General features: G+C 71.8%; 13 protein-coding genes. 11 read left to right on the top strand and 2 right to left on the bottom strand.

Annotation, left to right across the window (positions count from 1 at the left end; all coding sequences use genetic code 11):
- Positions 1-64 precede the first annotated feature (64 nt).
- The 11 genes from DEJ20_RS12710 to DEJ20_RS12660 all read left to right on the top strand — a co-directional run bounded on the left by DEJ20_RS12710 (position 65) and on the right by DEJ20_RS12660 (position 13,899).
- The gene (locus tag DEJ20_RS12710; RefSeq protein ID WP_111235583.1) at positions 65-2,914 is read left to right on the top strand and encodes a DNA polymerase III subunit gamma and tau; all 2,850 of its coding nucleotides are present in this window, start codon (positions 65-67) and stop codon (positions 2,912-2,914) included.
- Positions 2,914-3,513, top strand: coding sequence for a recombination mediator RecR (gene recR, locus DEJ20_RS12705; protein ID WP_017888680.1), 600 nt, complete (start codon positions 2,914-2,916; stop codon positions 3,511-3,513). Before DEJ20_RS12710 ends, recR begins: the two co-directional genes overlap by 1 nt.
- A 116-nt stretch (positions 3,514-3,629) precedes the next feature.
- Positions 3,630-4,895, top strand: a complete 1,266-nt coding sequence (locus DEJ20_RS12700) for an aspartate kinase (protein ID WP_017888681.1) — start codon at positions 3,630-3,632, stop codon at positions 4,893-4,895.
- 43 nt (positions 4,896-4,938) lie between these two features.
- The gene (locus tag DEJ20_RS12695) at positions 4,939-5,991 is read left to right on the top strand and encodes an aspartate-semialdehyde dehydrogenase (RefSeq protein ID WP_071405015.1); all 1,053 of its coding nucleotides are present in this window, start codon (positions 4,939-4,941) and stop codon (positions 5,989-5,991) included.
- A gap of 98 nt (positions 5,992-6,089) precedes the next feature.
- Positions 6,090-7,577 carry a malate:quinone oxidoreductase gene (locus DEJ20_RS12690; RefSeq protein WP_111235582.1) on the top strand — a complete coding sequence of 496 codons (1,488 nt, stop codon included), beginning with the start codon at positions 6,090-6,092 and terminating at the stop codon, positions 7,575-7,577.
- Positions 7,578-7,634: 57 nt separating this feature from the next.
- Complete coding sequence (locus DEJ20_RS12685; protein WP_111031969.1) at positions 7,635-8,789, top strand: Rv2578c family radical SAM protein; 1,155 nt, start codon at positions 7,635-7,637, stop codon at positions 8,787-8,789.
- 170 nt (positions 8,790-8,959) lie between these two features.
- Positions 8,960-10,180: a sensor histidine kinase gene (locus DEJ20_RS12680; RefSeq protein WP_111235581.1), complete on the top strand. Its 1,221-nt coding sequence runs from the start codon at positions 8,960-8,962 to the stop codon at positions 10,178-10,180.
- Positions 10,177-11,394, top strand: coding sequence for a hypothetical protein (locus DEJ20_RS12675; protein WP_111235580.1), 1,218 nt, complete (start codon positions 10,177-10,179; stop codon positions 11,392-11,394). Before DEJ20_RS12680 ends, DEJ20_RS12675 begins: the two co-directional genes overlap by 4 nt.
- Complete coding sequence (locus DEJ20_RS12670; RefSeq protein WP_035808846.1) at positions 11,381-12,082, top strand: response regulator transcription factor; 702 nt, start codon at positions 11,381-11,383, stop codon at positions 12,080-12,082. Before DEJ20_RS12675 ends, DEJ20_RS12670 begins: the two co-directional genes overlap by 14 nt.
- Positions 12,082-12,708, top strand: coding sequence for a thymidine kinase (locus DEJ20_RS12665; RefSeq protein ID WP_071247330.1), 627 nt, complete (start codon positions 12,082-12,084; stop codon positions 12,706-12,708). The genes DEJ20_RS12670 and DEJ20_RS12665 overlap by 1 nt, the downstream gene beginning before the upstream one ends.
- A gap of 129 nt (positions 12,709-12,837) precedes the next feature.
- Positions 12,838-13,899, top strand: a complete 1,062-nt coding sequence (locus DEJ20_RS12660) for an LLM class flavin-dependent oxidoreductase (RefSeq protein ID WP_110861445.1) — start codon at positions 12,838-12,840, stop codon at positions 13,897-13,899.
- Positions 13,900-13,997: 98 nt separating this feature from the next.
- Here the strand turns inward: DEJ20_RS12660 and DEJ20_RS12655 are convergent, their stop codons facing one another.
- A complete protein-coding gene (locus DEJ20_RS12655) occupies positions 13,998-14,615 on the bottom strand; it encodes a response regulator transcription factor (RefSeq protein WP_111022276.1) in 618 nt (205 codons plus the stop codon).
- Complete coding sequence (locus DEJ20_RS12650) at positions 14,612-15,646, bottom strand: sensor histidine kinase (protein WP_111235579.1); 1,035 nt, start codon at positions 15,644-15,646, stop codon at positions 14,612-14,614. Before DEJ20_RS12650 ends, DEJ20_RS12655 begins: the two co-directional genes overlap by 4 nt.
- Positions 15,647-15,763 lie beyond the last annotated feature (117 nt).

The raw sequence follows: 15,763 nt of genomic DNA, 5'->3' as shown, positions 1-15,763 counted from the left end.
GGCCCGGCGGGACGACCTGTGGACGGGCACGCGGGTTGTCGGTCGTGACGGCTACCCTTGTCGCGTGGTCACCGCCCTGTATCGCCGTTACCGGCCCGAGAACTTCGCCGAGCTGATCGGGCAGTCGCAGGTCACCGACCCGCTCCGCACGGCGCTCCGCACGAACCGCGTCAACCACGCCTACCTGTTCAGCGGCCCGCGTGGCTGCGGCAAGACGACGTCGGCCCGCATCCTCGCGCGCTGCCTGAACTGCGCCGAGGGTCCGACCGACACCCCCTGCGGTGTCTGCCCGAGCTGCGTGGAACTCGCCCGCGACGGCAGCGGTTCACTCGACGTCATCGAGATCGACGCCGCGAGCCACAACGGTGTCGACGACGCGCGTGACCTGCGCGACCGGGCCGTGTTCGCGCCGGCCCGCGACCGCTACAAGATCTTCATCCTCGACGAAGCACACATGGTGACGCCGCAGGGCTTCAACGCGCTGCTCAAGCTGGTCGAGGAACCGCCGGAGCACGTCAAGTTCATCTTCGCGACGACCGAGCCCGAGAAGGTCATCGGCACCATCCGGTCGCGCACCCACCACTACCCGTTCCGGCTCGTCCCGCCCGCGGTGATGCTCGAGTACATCGAGCAGCTCTGCACGCAGGAGTCCGTGTCGGTGGCCCCCGGCGTCCTGCCCCTGGTGGTGCGTGCCGGCGGCGGATCCGTCCGTGACACCCTGTCGCTGCTCGACCAGTTGATGGCCGGTAGCGAAGACGGTGCGATCGCCTACGAGCGTGCCGTGGCCCTGCTCGGCTACACCGACGCCGCCCTGCTCGACGACGTCGTCGACGCGCTGGCCGTCGCCGACCCGGCGTCCGCGTTCGCCGCGATCGACCGTGTCGTGCAGACCGGACAGGACCCCCGCCGCTTCGTCGAGGACCTGCTCGAGCGCCTGCGCGACCTGATCGTCGTCGCGGCGACGAACGAGAGCGCCGCCGCGGTCCTGCGCGGGGTCTCGCCGGAAGCACTCGACACCATGAGCCGTCAGGCCGGGGTGTTCGGCGCGACCGGGCTCTCCCGCTCCGCCGACATCGCGAACCGGGCCCTCACCGAGATGACCGGCGCGACCTCGCCCCGGTTGCACCTCGAACTCATGACGGCCCGGATGCTCGTGCCCGAGGCCGACGACACCCAGCGCGGAGCCCTCGCCCGGGTGGAGCGGCTGGAACGTCGTGTCGGGGTGGGTGACGTCGGTGGACACGACGCCGGTGGACACCAGGCCGGCGCCGGCGAGCAGTCCGCTCCCGCCGTCGCCGCTGCACCGCGTCGTGAGCAGCCGGCAGCCGCGGCTCCCGCAGCGGCTGCTCCCTCCCTCGCCCCGACGCCCGCTCCGGCAGCGGCTCGTGCGACGCCCGAGCGTCCCGTCGAGCAGCCCGCCGCGCCGCAGGCCGACTCCGGAGCCGTGGCCCGCGACGCCGCAGCGTCGTGGGCAGCGGTCGCTCCGAGTACTTCTGGAGCGCCTGGACAGACCTCGGCCGAGCCCGCGAAGTCCGAGCCCTCGAAGCCGGATCCCGCGAAGCCGGAGCCCTCGAAGCCCGCGGCCGAGCCGGTCAGCCCGTCGTCCACCGGTCAGGGCACGACGATCGGTGACGAGCCCGCCGTCCGGACCGTCGGTGCCGTCGGCTTCCAGCAGATGCGCGACTCCTGGCCGCAGATCGTCGAGCACGTGCAGCACGCCAAGCGTTCGGCGTGGTCGGTGGTCGTCACGGCGCAGGTCACCGCGCTCCGCGACGACGTGCTGACGCTGACGTTCCCGAGCCAGCAGGACGTCGCCTCGTTCAAGGAGATGTCCGACCCGTCGGCCAGCGTCAGCGAACTGCTCCGTGCCGCCATCGTGGACGTCCTCGGGCTCCGGGTGAAGTTCGTCGCCCGCGGGCCCGGACAGCAGCAGCGTCCCCAGCAGCAGCAGCAGTCGGCTCCGGCACAGCAGGCCGCACCGGCCCAGCGTCCGGCGCCCGCTGCCCAGGCGCCCGCCGCCGCGGCCCCGGCGCCGGCCCCGGCGCCCGAGCCCGCAGCACCGGAGTCCCCGGCGCCGGCTTCCGCTGGTGAGCCCACGCCGACGGCTGCCCTTGCCGCCGAGCCGAAGGCCGCGTCGGCAGCACCCGGGTCGACGGCACCTCCTGTGCCGACGGCAGCGCCCGCGCCGAAGTCCGCGCCAGCGCCGAAGTCCTCGCCGGAGCCGAAGGCAGCGCCGATCGCGTCCGCCCCGCAGCGCGACCAGGCACCGGCCGAACCGGCCCCCGCTCCATCCGGTGCGCCGGTGACGGACTGGGCGGTCGCGACCATCCCCGCCAGCGACCCCACCACCGACGCCGTCCCGGAGTCCGTCGAACCCAGCTGGGCAGCACCCTTCGGCACCGTGCCGGCGTCCGCGCCGGTCGCCCCCGCCGAGACGAGCACGCCCCAGCCGGCCGAGTCGGCACCGTCGGCCGCACCCGCGCGGTCTGACGCTGCCACGGCGGGGCAGCCCGACCAGCCGACCACCCCGGGGCCGCAGGCGGCGCCCGGAGCGGGAGCCGTGCCTCCCGGCGGTCCGGTCGTGCCGGTCGTGCCGGGCGTCCCGGTCGACGACTACCCACTCGACGACGAACCGTACGACGACGGCGCACCGTTCCCCGACCCGGGGATCGGACGCGGCGCAGCGCCCGCAGCCGCAGCGCCCGCAGCCGCAGCGCCCGCAGCCGCCGCGCCGGCAGCCCCGGCGCAGCAGACCGCACCGCAGCGTGCGGCCCAGCCCGCAGCCGCTCCCGCGCGCACCGCACCGCCCGCACGCCGGGCCCCGGTCGCCGGCCGGTACGGCGAGGCGGTCGTGCGTGAGATCCTCAACGCCCAGTTCATCGAGGAGACCGCTCTCCACCAGGACGGTGCCTGATGTACGACGGGATCGTCCAGGACCTCATCGACGAGTTCGGTCGCCTGCCCGGCATCGGCCCGAAGTCGGCGCAGCGCATCGCCTTCCACATCCTGCAGACCGAGTCGTTCGACCCGAGCCGGCTGTCCGAGCTGCTCGCCGACGTCAAGGAGCGGGTCCGCTTCTGCGAGATCTGCGGCAACGTCACCGAGAACGTCCAGTGCAGCATCTGCCGCGACCCGCGCCGCTCGCCGGCCACGATCTGCGTGGTGGAAGAGGCGAAGGACGTCGCGGCGATCGAGCGCACCCGGGAGTTCCGCGGGCTGTACCACGTGCTCGGTGGGGCGATCAGCCCGATCGACGGCATCGGGCCGGACGACCTGCGCATCCAGCAGCTCATGACACGTCTGGCCGACGGCACCGTGGCCGAGGTCATCATCGCGACCGACCCCAACCTCGAGGGCGAGGCGACGGCGACGTACCTCAGCCGGCTCCTCGTCCCGATGGGCATCCGCACCACGCGGCTCGCGTCGGGGCTGCCGGTCGGCGGCGACCTGGAGTACGCCGACGAGGTCACGCTCGGTCGTGCCTTCGAAGGGCGCCGCGTCGTCGGCGGCTGACCGCCACGCAGGATCCTTGCGTCGGGGCCCGCTCGCACGCAACATCCCCGAAACACCGACTACCATTGTGAGACCGCGTGACCTCGCGGTGTCGCCGTCTCCGGGAGTACCAGCCAGTGGCCTTGATCGTGCAGAAGTTCGGTGGTTCATCCGTCGCGGACGCCGAGAGCATCAAGCGCGTGGCGAAGCGGATCGTCGAGACGAAGAAGGCCGGCAACGACGTGGTCGTGGCGGTGTCGGCGATGGGCGACACCACCGACGAACTCGTCGACCTGGCGCACTCCGTCACGCCGATCCCCGCCGGCCGTGAGCTCGACATGCTCCTGACCGCGGGGGAGCGCATCTCGATGGCGCTGCTCGCGATGGCGATCAAGAGCCTCGGGGTCGAAGCGTCGTCCTACACCGGCAGCCAGGCCGGCATGCTCACTGACGCTCAGCACGGCAAGGCCCGCATCGTCGACGTCACCCCGAAGCGCGTGCGCGAGGCGCTCGACTCCGGCCACGTCGCGATCGTCGCCGGGTTCCAGGGCTTCAACCGCACCACGGGCGAGATCACCACGCTCGGCCGCGGCGGTTCGGACACCACCGCCGTCGCCCTCGCCGCAGCGCTCGACGCCGACGTCTGCGAGATCTACACCGACGTCGACGGCATCTTCACCGCCGACCCCCGCGTCGTGCCGAAGGCCCGCAAGGTCGACCGCGTCACCAGCGAGGAGATGCTCGAGCTCGCAGCCTCGGGTGCCAAGGTCCTGTACATCCGCGCCGTCGAGTACGCCCGGCGGCACGGCGTCACCCTGCACGTCCGGTCCTCGTTCAACAACAACGAGGGCACCATCGTCTACAACCCTGCCGAGGGGGAAACCGTGGAAGAACCGATCATCACCGGGATCGCCGGAGACCTCTCCGAGGGCAAGATCACCGTCGTGGGGGTCCCGGACCAGCCGGGCAAGGCCGCCGAGATCTTCACCAACGTGGCACGTGCCGGGGCGAACATCGACATGATCGTCCAGAACGTGTCGGCAGCGTCGACCGGGCGGACGGACATCTCGTTCACCCTGCCGAAGGACCAGGGCCAGACGGTGCTGACGGCGCTCGAGGTCGCGAAGGCCGACATCGGCTACGAGAGCATCCAGTACGACGACCAGATCGGCAAGCTCGCCCTCGTCGGCGCCGGGATGCGCACGAACGCCGGCGTCTCGGCGCAGCTGTTCCGCGCCCTGCACGACGCGTCGATCAACATCGAGATGATCTCCACGTCCGAGATCCGCATCTCGGTCGTGACCCGAGCCGACACCCTGAACGAGGCGATGCGCGTCGTGCACAGCGCGTTCGGCCTCGACGCCGACGCCGAGGCCGTCGTCTACGCCGGCACCGGCCGCTGACGCCCGCCGACCCGTCGATCCGCTGAACCACCAGGAGCACCGCATGAGCACCCTCACCGTCGCCGTCGTCGGCGCCACCGGCCAGGTCGGCGCCGTGATGCGTCGCCTGCTCGAAGAGCGCGCGTTCCCGGCCGACCGGGTCCGCTTCTTCGCGAGCGCCCGTTCCGCCGGCACGACGCTGCCGTTCCGCGGCGAGCAGATCGTGGTCGAAGACTCCGAGCTCGCCGACCCGTCCGGCATCGACATCGCGCTGTTCTCCGCCGGGGCCACCGCCTCCCGGGCCCTCGCGCCGAAGTTCGCCGCCGCCGGGGCACTCGTCGTCGACAACTCGAGCGCCTGGCGCATGGACCCCGACGTCCCGCTCGTCGTGAGCGAGGTGAACCCGCACGCCATCGACCAGGCGCCGAAGGGGATCATCGCGAACCCGAACTGCACGACCATGGCGATCATGCCGGTGCTCAAGGTGCTCGACACCGAGTCCGGGCTCCGCCGACTCGTCGCCACGACCTACCAGGCGGTCTCGGGTTCCGGGCTCGCCGGGGTCGAGGAACTCCTGGGCCAGGCGAAGGCCGCGCTCGAGCAGGACACCGCTGCGCTGACGCACGACGGATCCGCCGTGACGTTCCCCGAGCCCGTCAAGTACGTCCGCCCGATCGCCTTCGACGTCGTGCCGCTCGCCGGCAGCATCGTCGAGGACGGCCTGGGCGAGACCGACGAGGAGAAGAAGCTCCGGAACGAGAGCCGGAAGATCCTCGAGCTCCCCGACCTGCTCGTGGCCGGCACCTGCGTGCGCGTCCCCGTGTTCACCGGGCACTCCATCTCGGTGCACGCCGAGTTCGAGCGTCCGCTGTCGCCCGAGCGTGCGACCGAGATCCTGTCGAGTGCACCCGGAGTCGAGCTCTCCGACGTCCCGACCCCGCTGCAGGCCGCCGGCCAGGACCCGGCGTTCGTCGGCCGCATCCGCGCCGACCAGTCCGCGCCCGAGGGCCGCGGCCTCGTCCTGTTCGTCAGCAACGACAACCTGCGGAAGGGCGCCGCGCTCAACGCGGTGCAGATCGCCGAGACGATCGTCGCGCGCCGCTCCGTCGACGCGTAGCGCGCCCCGAGCGCGACCAGCAGACGGACAGGAGGCCCGTGGCGACACCGCCACGGGCCTCCTGTCCGTCTGTCGGATGCCGCCGGTAGGATCGACGGGTGGCAGAGCAGCAGGTGGACCCCATCGACGTCGTCCTGATCGGCGGAGGCATCATGAGTGCCACGCTCGGGGCCATCATCCACAAGCTCGAGCCCAGCTGGAAGATCCGCGTGTACGAGCGGCTCGGCACGGTGGCGCAGGAGTCCTCGAACCCGTGGAACAACGCCGGTACCGGGCACTCGGCCCTGTGCGAGCTGAACTACACGCCGGAACTGCCGGACGGCCGCGTCGACATCGCGAAGGCCGTCACCGTCAACGAGCAGTTCCAGGTCTCGCGGCAGTTCTGGGCACACATGGTCGAGACCGGCGTGCTGCCCGAACCCACGAACTTCATCAACCCCACGCCGCACATCTCCTTCGTGTGGGGCGAGGCCAACGTCGCGTACATGCGCGCCCGGTACGAGGCCATGCGGAACCACCCGCTCTTCGCCGGCATCGAGTTCTCGGACGACCCGGCGCAGATCCGGAAGTGGGCACCGGCGCTCATCCCCGGCCGCAAGAAGGACCAGCCGATCGCGGCGACGTACTCGGCAGCCGGCTCGGACGTCGACTTCGGGTCGCTCACCCGCCAGCTCTTCGACCAGCTCGAGATCGACGGTGTCGAGTTCGAGCCCTCGCACCAGGTCACCAACCTGACCAGGTCGAAGGTGTCCGAGGGCTGGGTGCTCAACGTCCGCAACGAGATCGGCCGGTCGACGCAGCGCATCGCCGCGAAGTTCGTCTTCGTCGGCGCCGGTGGCGGAGCCCTGCACCTGCTGCAGAAGTCCGGCATCCCGGAGATCCGCGGCTACGGCGGCTTCCCGGTGTCGGGCGAGTTCCTGCGCACCGACGACCCCGAGGTGGTGCAGAAGCACTCCGCCAAGGTCTACGGCAAGGCCAGCGTCGGTGCCCCGCCGATGTCGGTGCCGCACCTCGACACCCGCATCGTCGACGGTGGGTCGTCGCTGATGTTCGGGCCGTACGCGGGGTTCAGCCCGAAGTTCCTGAAGCAGGGCTCGGTCCTCGACCTGTTCCGCTCGATCCGGCCGCACAACCTCCGCCCGATGCTGAGCGTCGCGTTCTCGAACTTCGACCTGGTCCGCTACCTGGTCGGCCAGCTCCTCGCGTCGAAGCACACCAAGTTCGAGGCGCTCCGCGACTTCATGCCGAGCGCCGAGCCCGAGCACTGGCACCGCATCACCGCGGGGCAGCGCGTCCAGGTGATCAAGCCCGACAAGGACAAGGGCGGCGTGCTGCAGTTCGGCACCGAGGTCATCACCGCCGCCGACGGCTCGATCGCCGGCCTGCTCGGAGCGTCGCCGGGTGCCTCGACCGCCGTGCCGATCATGCTCACGATGCTGCGCCGGTGCTTCCCGGACCGGTGGGACGGCTGGCAGGACGACGTCCGAGCGATGGTGCCGACCTACGGGCAGGACCTGGGGGACGACCCGGCTCTGGCGGACGCCACGCTCGAGCGCACGGCGAAGGTGCTCGGCCTGCACCGCTGAGGCTTGCGGCGGTCCCTTCGGCTTGCAGTCTGTTCGAACGTGTGTTCGAATGACGGCATGCGGTGGAGTGGACAGGCGATCGACGCCGAGCAGAGCGACGCGCTGCCCGGGATGGAATCGAACAGCGGGTTCGTCCGGAGCGTGACGACGCCCGAGTTCGCCGGGGTGACCTTCCACGAGGTCCTGGCGAAGAGCGCCCTGAACCGGGTGCCGAGCGCGGACGGGTCGGGGACCTACGGCTGGACGATCAACCCGTACCGCGGGTGCAGCCACGCCTGCGTGTACTGCTTCGCCCGCCCGACCCACACCTACTTGGAGTTCGACGGCGGCGCCGACTTCGACCAGCAGATCGTGGTGAAGACGAACGTCGCCGACGTGCTGCGTCGTGAGCTCGGCAAGCCCTCGTGGGACCGTCACCCGGTGGCGCTCGGCACGAACACCGACCCGTACCAGCGGGCCGAGGGGCGGTACCGGCTGATGCCCGGCGTGATCGAGGCGCTGGCGGAGTCGCGCACCCCGTTCAGCATCCTCACGAAGGGCACGCTGCTGCGCCGCGACCTGCCGCTGCTGGCCGAGGCGGCGAAGGTGGTGCCGGTCGACCTCGCGATGTCGATCGCCGTGTACGACGACTCGCTGCAGCAGTCCGTCGAGTCCGGCACCCCGACGACGTCCGCCCGGCTGGCGACCGTGCGGGCCATCCGCGACGCGGGGCTCGACTGCGCGGTGTTCCTGATGCCGGTGCTGCCGTACATCACCGACACCCGGGCGCACCTCGACGACGCCATCGGTCGGGCGACCGCGGCCGGCGCGACGAGCATCATGTACTCGGCGCTGCACCTGCGGCCGGGCGTCAAGCCGTGGTGGTTCGAGTGGCTCGGCCGCGAGCGACCCGACCTGGTGCAGCGGTACCGTGCGATGTACCTCGACAACACCTACGCGCCGAAGGACTACCGACGGTGGCTGTCGGAGCGCATCCGCCCGATCCTGGCGGCGCACGGGGTCGGACTGGGGCGAGTGGACCCGGCGACGGGGTCGATGGGCTTCTCGGAACCGCGGACGCTGCAGCCGGGCGTGCCGCAGGGGCTGGGCACGGGCGGGCCGCAGGCGCTGCCGCAGGAGCAGTCGGTGCCGACGGTGTCACCGCTGAAGCGCGCCGACCCCGGGTTCGACCAGCGGCTGCTCCGGCCGGCTGCGGCGCAGACGCTGTTCTGAGGGGCGTCCGTCCGGGTCGTGTCCGGTCCACGTTCGGGGGACAGCAAGACCCCGGTCCGGGCCGCTATCATCGTGCGGGTCGCCGCACGGCCCCGGATTCGGGGTACACGGCCGCTGCTCCGGTGGTTGGATCGTGGACGGCGCCCTCGCCACCCGGAAGGATCCACCTCGTGCTCGGCATCCCCACGCACCTCGCACCGCGAGTGAACGCGTGGTCGACCGTGCGCGCGTTCCACGCCGGCGCCTTCGGGTCCCTGCTGGCCGCGGCCATCACCCTCGTGCTGTACGGCCTGTCCGAGCCCGGGGTGCAGGTCGTCGGCACCGCGTTGGCGGTCGTCCCGATGCTCGCCATGATCGGCGTGCACGTGCAGTTCGGAACCCGGGTCTCGGCGATCGCGTTCCTGGTCGTCGGCGGTTTCTGCGCCTGGTGGTTCGCTGTCGGGGTCCAGGAGCAGGTGCCGACCGGCTGGGTGACCTCGTACCTGATGTCCCTCGTCGTGATCCCGCTCATCCTGGTCGGGGGAGCCGGTGCCGTGCCGACCCGCGTCGTGCTGTGGTCCTTCGTGGGCTTCCTGGCCGGACGACTCGCGACCTGGATCGCCATCGTGCAGGCCGACGAGTCGCCCCGTCCGCTCATCCTGGCCTGGGTCACCCTGGGCTTCGTGGTCGCGCTCGTGCTCTTCACCACCCGCAGCACGGGGCGGAGCGAACGGGTGCAGCCCGAGCTCCTGCGCTCTGCTCGTGAAGAACACGTGTCCGCCTACCGCGCCGGGGTCGAGGCCGAGGCGTCCGCGATCCTGCACGACACCGTGCTCAACCACCTGGGCGCCATCGCCCTCGCGCCGGACGGCCCGATGGACCCCCACCTCGCCGAGACGGTCGACGCCGACGTCGCGGTGCTCACCGGCAAGGGGTGGCTCGCGCCGGCCGCCCGCCCGCGTCCCGGGGCCGCGGCCGAGGCGTTCGGCGCCATGGTCGACGAGCACCGGACGCTCGGGCTCGACGTGACCGTCTCCGGTGACACCTCCGCGCTCGAGCGCCTGGACCACCGTGCACTGTCGGCGGTCGTCCGGGCCGTCGGCCAGTGCCTGGCCAACGTGCGGAAGCACGCGGGGACCGACGCCGCAGAGGTCAGCGTGTTCGACGACAGCGCGTCCTGCACCGTCATGGTCGTCGACGACGGTCGTGGGTTCGACGAGGACGCCACCGGAGCAGACCGGATGGGCCTCCGCGGTTCGGTGCGTGAGCGGATCGGCCGGGTCGGCGGAGACGTCCAGATCTGGTCGTCGCCCGGTTCCGGCACGAGCGTCATGATGACCGTGCCGTACGGACCGGTCACCGGCGCGGTCACCGTGCCGGTGGTCGGCGACGACCGGGGGACCGAGCGATGACGGCTGCCCGGCAGCGCCTCGGATCCCGATCCGGGTCCCGCCGCACCGCCCAGCAGTACGACCCGCTCGGCGCGATGGGGTCGCGGCCCCTGGCCCTCGTGCTCGGGGCCGGCAGCGTCCTCTGGGCCCTGCTCGTGTCGATCTTCGACCGCGACGTCGAGGGCAGCCCCACGCTCAGCGCCCTCACCGTGCTGCTCGTCGCGGCCTCGGCGGTGGTGGTGCTCGCTGCCTCGAGCCCGTTCCGTGCGCCGTTCCCGCGCTCGGCGTTCGTCGCGCACGTCGGGTTGCTCGGCCTGGCGTCGGTCACGAGCGTCGCGGCGCAGTGGGGGCCGGACCGCAGTGCCCTGAACGACTTCATGTCCCTGATCACCGCGACCGGCATCGTCATGGTCGCGCCGTACCGTCCGTGGACCGACCTGACGATCGGCGGGGTCGTCCTGGCCGCGGTGAACGCCGTGACCTGGGGCGCGGGCGCCGCCGAGTTCCCGCACGAGGTGCCGGTCGCCGTCGCGGCGTTCCTGGCCGCGGCCCCGACGCTCGTGCTGACCGCCGCGTCCGCGGTGTTCGCCTGGACCTTCGCGGGGCTCGCCGAACGGGTGCAGATCCGTGCTGGGTCGTACTCCGTCGCACGCGCCGAGCGGGACGGCATCGCGGCGAGCGTGCAGCAGGACCGCTCGACGATCCTGTCCCGCGACGTCGCCCCGTTCTTCGCCGAGCTCCGCACGCGCGACGTCATCACCGACGCCGACCGTGCCCGTGCCCGTGCGATCGCCGACGGCATCCGCGCGTCCATGGTCGCCGACGCCGACCGCACCTGGTTCGAGCACGCCGTCCGGGTCGACGGCGGCCAGGCGCCGGTGGTCGACGACCCCGACGGCCTGATCGCGACGCTCGACACCGACCAGCGGGCTGTCGTCCGCACCTTCGTCCGTGCGGCCCTCCGTGCCTCGACCGTCGACCCGGCCGGCTTCCGCGCGACCGTGCGACGAGCCGACACGGCGGCGGGCCCTGCGGCCCCGGCTCCCCGGCCCGCGCAGGCACCCGCACCCGCTCGGGTGTCCGTCGACGTGGAGCTCGCCGTCGCGGACTCCGACATCGGCATCCACCGTACCTTCGACCCCTACTTCGCAGTCCTCCGCGTGACGTTCCCCGACCTCGACGTCGCGGTCCGCCCTTCCGCCCTCGCACTAAGGTTCTCCTATGACCAGCACTGACCCGAACAGGCTCTCGGAGGGGTCGCCGTCCCTCCCGAACCCGGGAGCACGACGTGTGCGGCTGGCCATCCTCGACGACCACGAGGTGCTGCTGGACAGCCTGTCGAGCTGGATCGCGGTGAACGCGTTCGACTTCGACCTGGCCCTGACCGCGCACACCTGGCTCGAGATGGTCCACAGCGACAGTTTCCCGACCGACCTGGTGTTCCTGGACTTCCAGCTCAAGGAACCGGTGTCGATCGAGGCCCGCGTCCGCACCTGCCGTGCCGCCGGGGCGAAGGTGATCGTGCTCTCGAGCGTCGACAGCCGTGAGTCCCGCGACCGCGCCCTGGCCGCAGGCGCCGCGGCGTTCCTGTCGAAGTCGCTCCCGATGCGCGAGGTCATGGACGTCGCCCGCGAGATCATGGGCGTCGCCCGTGAGACCCCGCAGCCCCGTGAGTGGCGTCCGCTGCCGACCGGTGCCGCCGCGCACCAGCGGCCGAAGCTCAGCGCCGGTGAGGAAGAGGCGCTGCGGCTCTACGTGTCCGGCTACTCGACGAACGAGGTCGCCGCGCAGATGAACGTGCAGTACGAGACCGCCAAGACCTACCTGCGTCGCGTGCGCGAGAAGTACAGCAAGGTGGGCCGCCCCGCCTCGAAGAAGTCCGACCTCATCCGTCGGGCCGCCGAGGACGGGTTCCTCGCGTAGTGGCGAAGCTCTACTTCCGCTACGGCGCGATGAACAGCGGCAAGAGCACGGGGCTCCTGCAGGCCGCCTACAACTACGAGGAGCGCGGGCACCGGGTACTGCTCGCCAAGCCCGCGGTGGACACCAAGGGCGACCGTGAGATCGTCTCCCGCCTCGGCGTCACCCGGACCGTCGACATCGTGTTCTCGCCGGACGCCGACGTGCGCCAGGCGGTGACCGCCGCCGGGGCCGTCGACCCCGAGTCGGACCGCCTGGACGGCATGGTGCGGCCGGTCAGCTGCGTGCTCGTCGACGAGGCGCAGTTCCTCACCCCGCGTCAGGTCGACGACCTGCTGCGCATCGCTGTGCTCGACGAGATCCCGGTCATCACCTACGGCATCCGCACGGACTTCCGCACCGAGGCGTTCCCCGGCAGCGCCCGCCTGCTCGAGGTCGCGCACTCCCTCGAAGAGCTGAAGACCATCTGCCGCTGCGGCCGCAAGGCGGTCTTCAACGCCCGGACGGTCGACGGCCGGTTCGTCTTCGACGGCTCCCAGGTCGCGATCGACGGCGTCGACGTCGCCTACGAGTCGCTCTGCGCCAACTGCTACCTGACGGAGTCCGGCGGCCGCCTCGACGGCGCCTGACCGCTCGTGCCGGCGTGCGTCCGGTACGCACCCAGCAGACGGACTGGAGGCCCGTGGCGGCGCCGCCACGGGCCTCCAGTCCGTCGCGTGCTCAGGAATGCACGTGCGCCGGCGCGCGTTGGTGACCACATGACCGACGACACCCTGCACCTGTCCGTCCTCGACCTGGCCACCCGCGAGTACGGCCAGTCCAACACCGAGGCCCTGCAGGGGTCCATCGACATGGCCGTGCACGCCGAGCAGCTCGGGTACGAGCGGTTCTGGGTCGCCGAGCACCACGGGATGCCGGGCATCACGTCCTCGGCTCCGGCGGTGCTGCTGAGCGCCGTGGGTGCGGCCACCTCGACCATCCGCATCGGGTCCGGTGGCGTCATGCTGCCCAACCACGCGCCCCTCGTCGTCGCCGAGCAGTTCGGAACGCTCCGTGCGCTGTACGGCGACCGGGTCGACCTCGGGCTCGGGCGCGCTCCCGGCACCGACGGTGCGACGGCGATGGCCCTCCGCCGCACGGACCGACTCGACGTCGACGACTTCCCAGACCGCCTGGCCGACCTGATCGGGTTCTTCACCGGCATGGGCGCGGAGAACCCGCTGGCCGGCATCCGCGCCGTCCCGGGCTACGGCGACGTGCCGGAGTTCTGGCTGCTCGGGTCCTCCGGCTACAGCGCCCAGGTCGCCGGTGCGCTCGGCATCTCCTTCGCCTTCGCCCACCACTTCGCGTCGGACAACACCGAGGCGGCACTCGCCCTGTACCGCGATTCGTTCCGTCCGTCGCGCTTCCGGCAGACGCCGAACGCGCTGATCGGTGTGCAGGTCGTCACCGACGAGGACCCCGCCGTCATCGACGAGCAGAGCGCCCCGGGCATGATCTCGTTCATCCGGATGCGCTCGGGCCGGAAGCCGGAGCCGGTGTCGATGGACGAGGCGCGTGCGTACGAGTTCAACGACCTCGAGCGTCGGTTCATCGCGGCCCGCACCGAGCGTCAGGCGTACGGCAACGCCGAGCAGGTCGCGGAGAAGATCAACGCACTCGTGGCGTCGACCGGGGCGAACGGCGTGATCGTCTCGCCCGGTGCTGCACAGGCGCGGTACCGGCACCAGGCGCTCGACGTCGTGGCCGGGCTGCACGCCGCCGGCAAGCTCGTGCCCGCGGGTGCTGCTGCTGGCGCCGGGGCGTCGTCCGTCGGCTAGTCCGGGTCGCTTCGTCGAGTTCGTTCGTTTCGTGGGCAGGAATGGTCGGGTGTCCGCTGGGCACCCGACCATTGCTGCTCACGAAGTTCCGTGGCGCCTCAGGTGAGCAGGCCCAGGCGCGTGGCCGCAGCGACCGCCCCGACGCGGGAACCGACGTCCAGCTTGCGGAAGACGTTGTAGACGTGCCGCTTGACGGTGCCGATCGCGAGCTGCAGGTCGGCGGCGATCTCGGCGTTGGTGCGCGCGGCGGCGAGGAGTCGCAGGACCTCGAGCTCGCGGTCGCTCAACGGTGAGCCGGCTCGGGCCTCGGTCACCAGGTCGACGGGGAACGTGACCGGTGCCGCATCGGCGTGGGCTGCTCGGGCGATCCGGTCGACGAGTTCGCGGCTCGGGGTGTCCTTCGTGACGAAGTCGACGGCGCCGGCATCGAGCAGGGTCCGGCGGAGGACGGCGTCCCGGTGCATCGTCAGCACCACCACCCGGATGTCCGGGCGAGTCCGGCGGACCGTGGCGATCGTCGTCCGTGCCGGGGGCCCGTCGAGTTCGACGTCGAGCAGCAGGACGTCGATCGCGGCGGCCTCGGGCGAGTCGAGCACCTCTGACGGTCGTTCGCCGTGCGCCACGACGCGGATCGTGGGGACCGCCGCCAGGATCGTGGCGAGTCCTTCGCGGAAGAGCCGGTGGTCGTCGACGATGGCGACGTGGGTGACGGTCACAGGGTCCCCCTCGGGATGGTCAGACGGACGGTGGTGCCGTGGTCTCGGCTGCCGCAGACGCTCTCGACGTCGAGCCGGGCGCCGATCACCGCGGCACGCTCGCGCATGGTCTGCTGGCCGAGGCGGCCGTCGGCGTCGCTCTGCACGTCGAAGCCCGGGCCGTCATCGGCGACCGTCACCACCAGCGCTGCGGGGGACCACGCGAAGCGCACCCAGGTCGTCGAGCCCGGGGCGTGCTTGCTGCGGTTCGTGAGCGCCTCGAGCAGGATCGTCAGTGCTTCCTCGGCCTGCCAGTTCGGCAGGGGACCGGCCACACCCGTCGACTCGATGGTCAGGAGGTCGTCGTCGGGGAACAGGTCGCGCACGTGCCGCCGGAGCGCGTCGTCGAGCAGGGCATCCCCGACCCGGGCGTGCAGGCTCACTGCGAGGTCCTGTACGTCGCCGAGTGCGCTCCGGAGCAACCGCGCTGCGTCGTCGAGCTGGTCAGCTCGTTCGTCCGCCGGCGGGTCCGTCAGCAGGACGAGGTCGAGGCGCTGCAACCCGGCGAGGATGCCGTGGGCGACGCGGTCGTGCAGGTCCCGCGCGATCTGCGTCCGGGAGTCCAGGTGCGCCGTGGTGAGGCGTTGGCGCAGTGCCTCCGTGTACGCCACCGCCCCGGCCGGGAACCGGCTCCAGATGCCGGCGTGCAGGGCCCTGGTCGCCCGCAGGACCTCGGCGGTGGACTCTGCGCCGACCTCGTCGACGAAGACCGGCAGGTAGGCGTCGAACAGCATCTCCGCCGCGAGCATCGCGCCGGCCGGGTGCTGGGCGTGCTCGGCGTGCAGACTGCCGGTCGCCAGGTGCGCGGGGTCGAGGAACGTGCGGCTCACGACGCTGCCATCGGTCCCCGCGGCGTAGCGCTCGTGGGCCTCGGCGATCATCGACGAGACGTTCTCGGTGAGGCTCTGCGCCAGCGCCGGGTCGTCCGCGATGTCGGGGAACTCGGCGGCGATCGCGGCGAGCACGGCGGCGAGGGGATGGTCGTTCTGCATGGCGCTTGCGAGCGTAGCGGGAGGGGCTGCTCGCGATGGGGCGGCTGACGGCTGACTGGGTCGTGCGACCCATCGGGCAGCCGAGATGCACCCGGGGAAAGCAGAAGGCCCCGGTTC

This window comes from Curtobacterium sp. MCSS17_005, from assembly GCF_003234225.2.
Classification (GTDB): domain Bacteria; phylum Actinomycetota; class Actinomycetes; order Actinomycetales; family Microbacteriaceae; genus Curtobacterium; species Curtobacterium flaccumfaciens.
The sequence above is the reverse complement of the archived record's forward strand: the minus strand, read 5'-3'. Positions and strand labels throughout refer to the sequence as shown.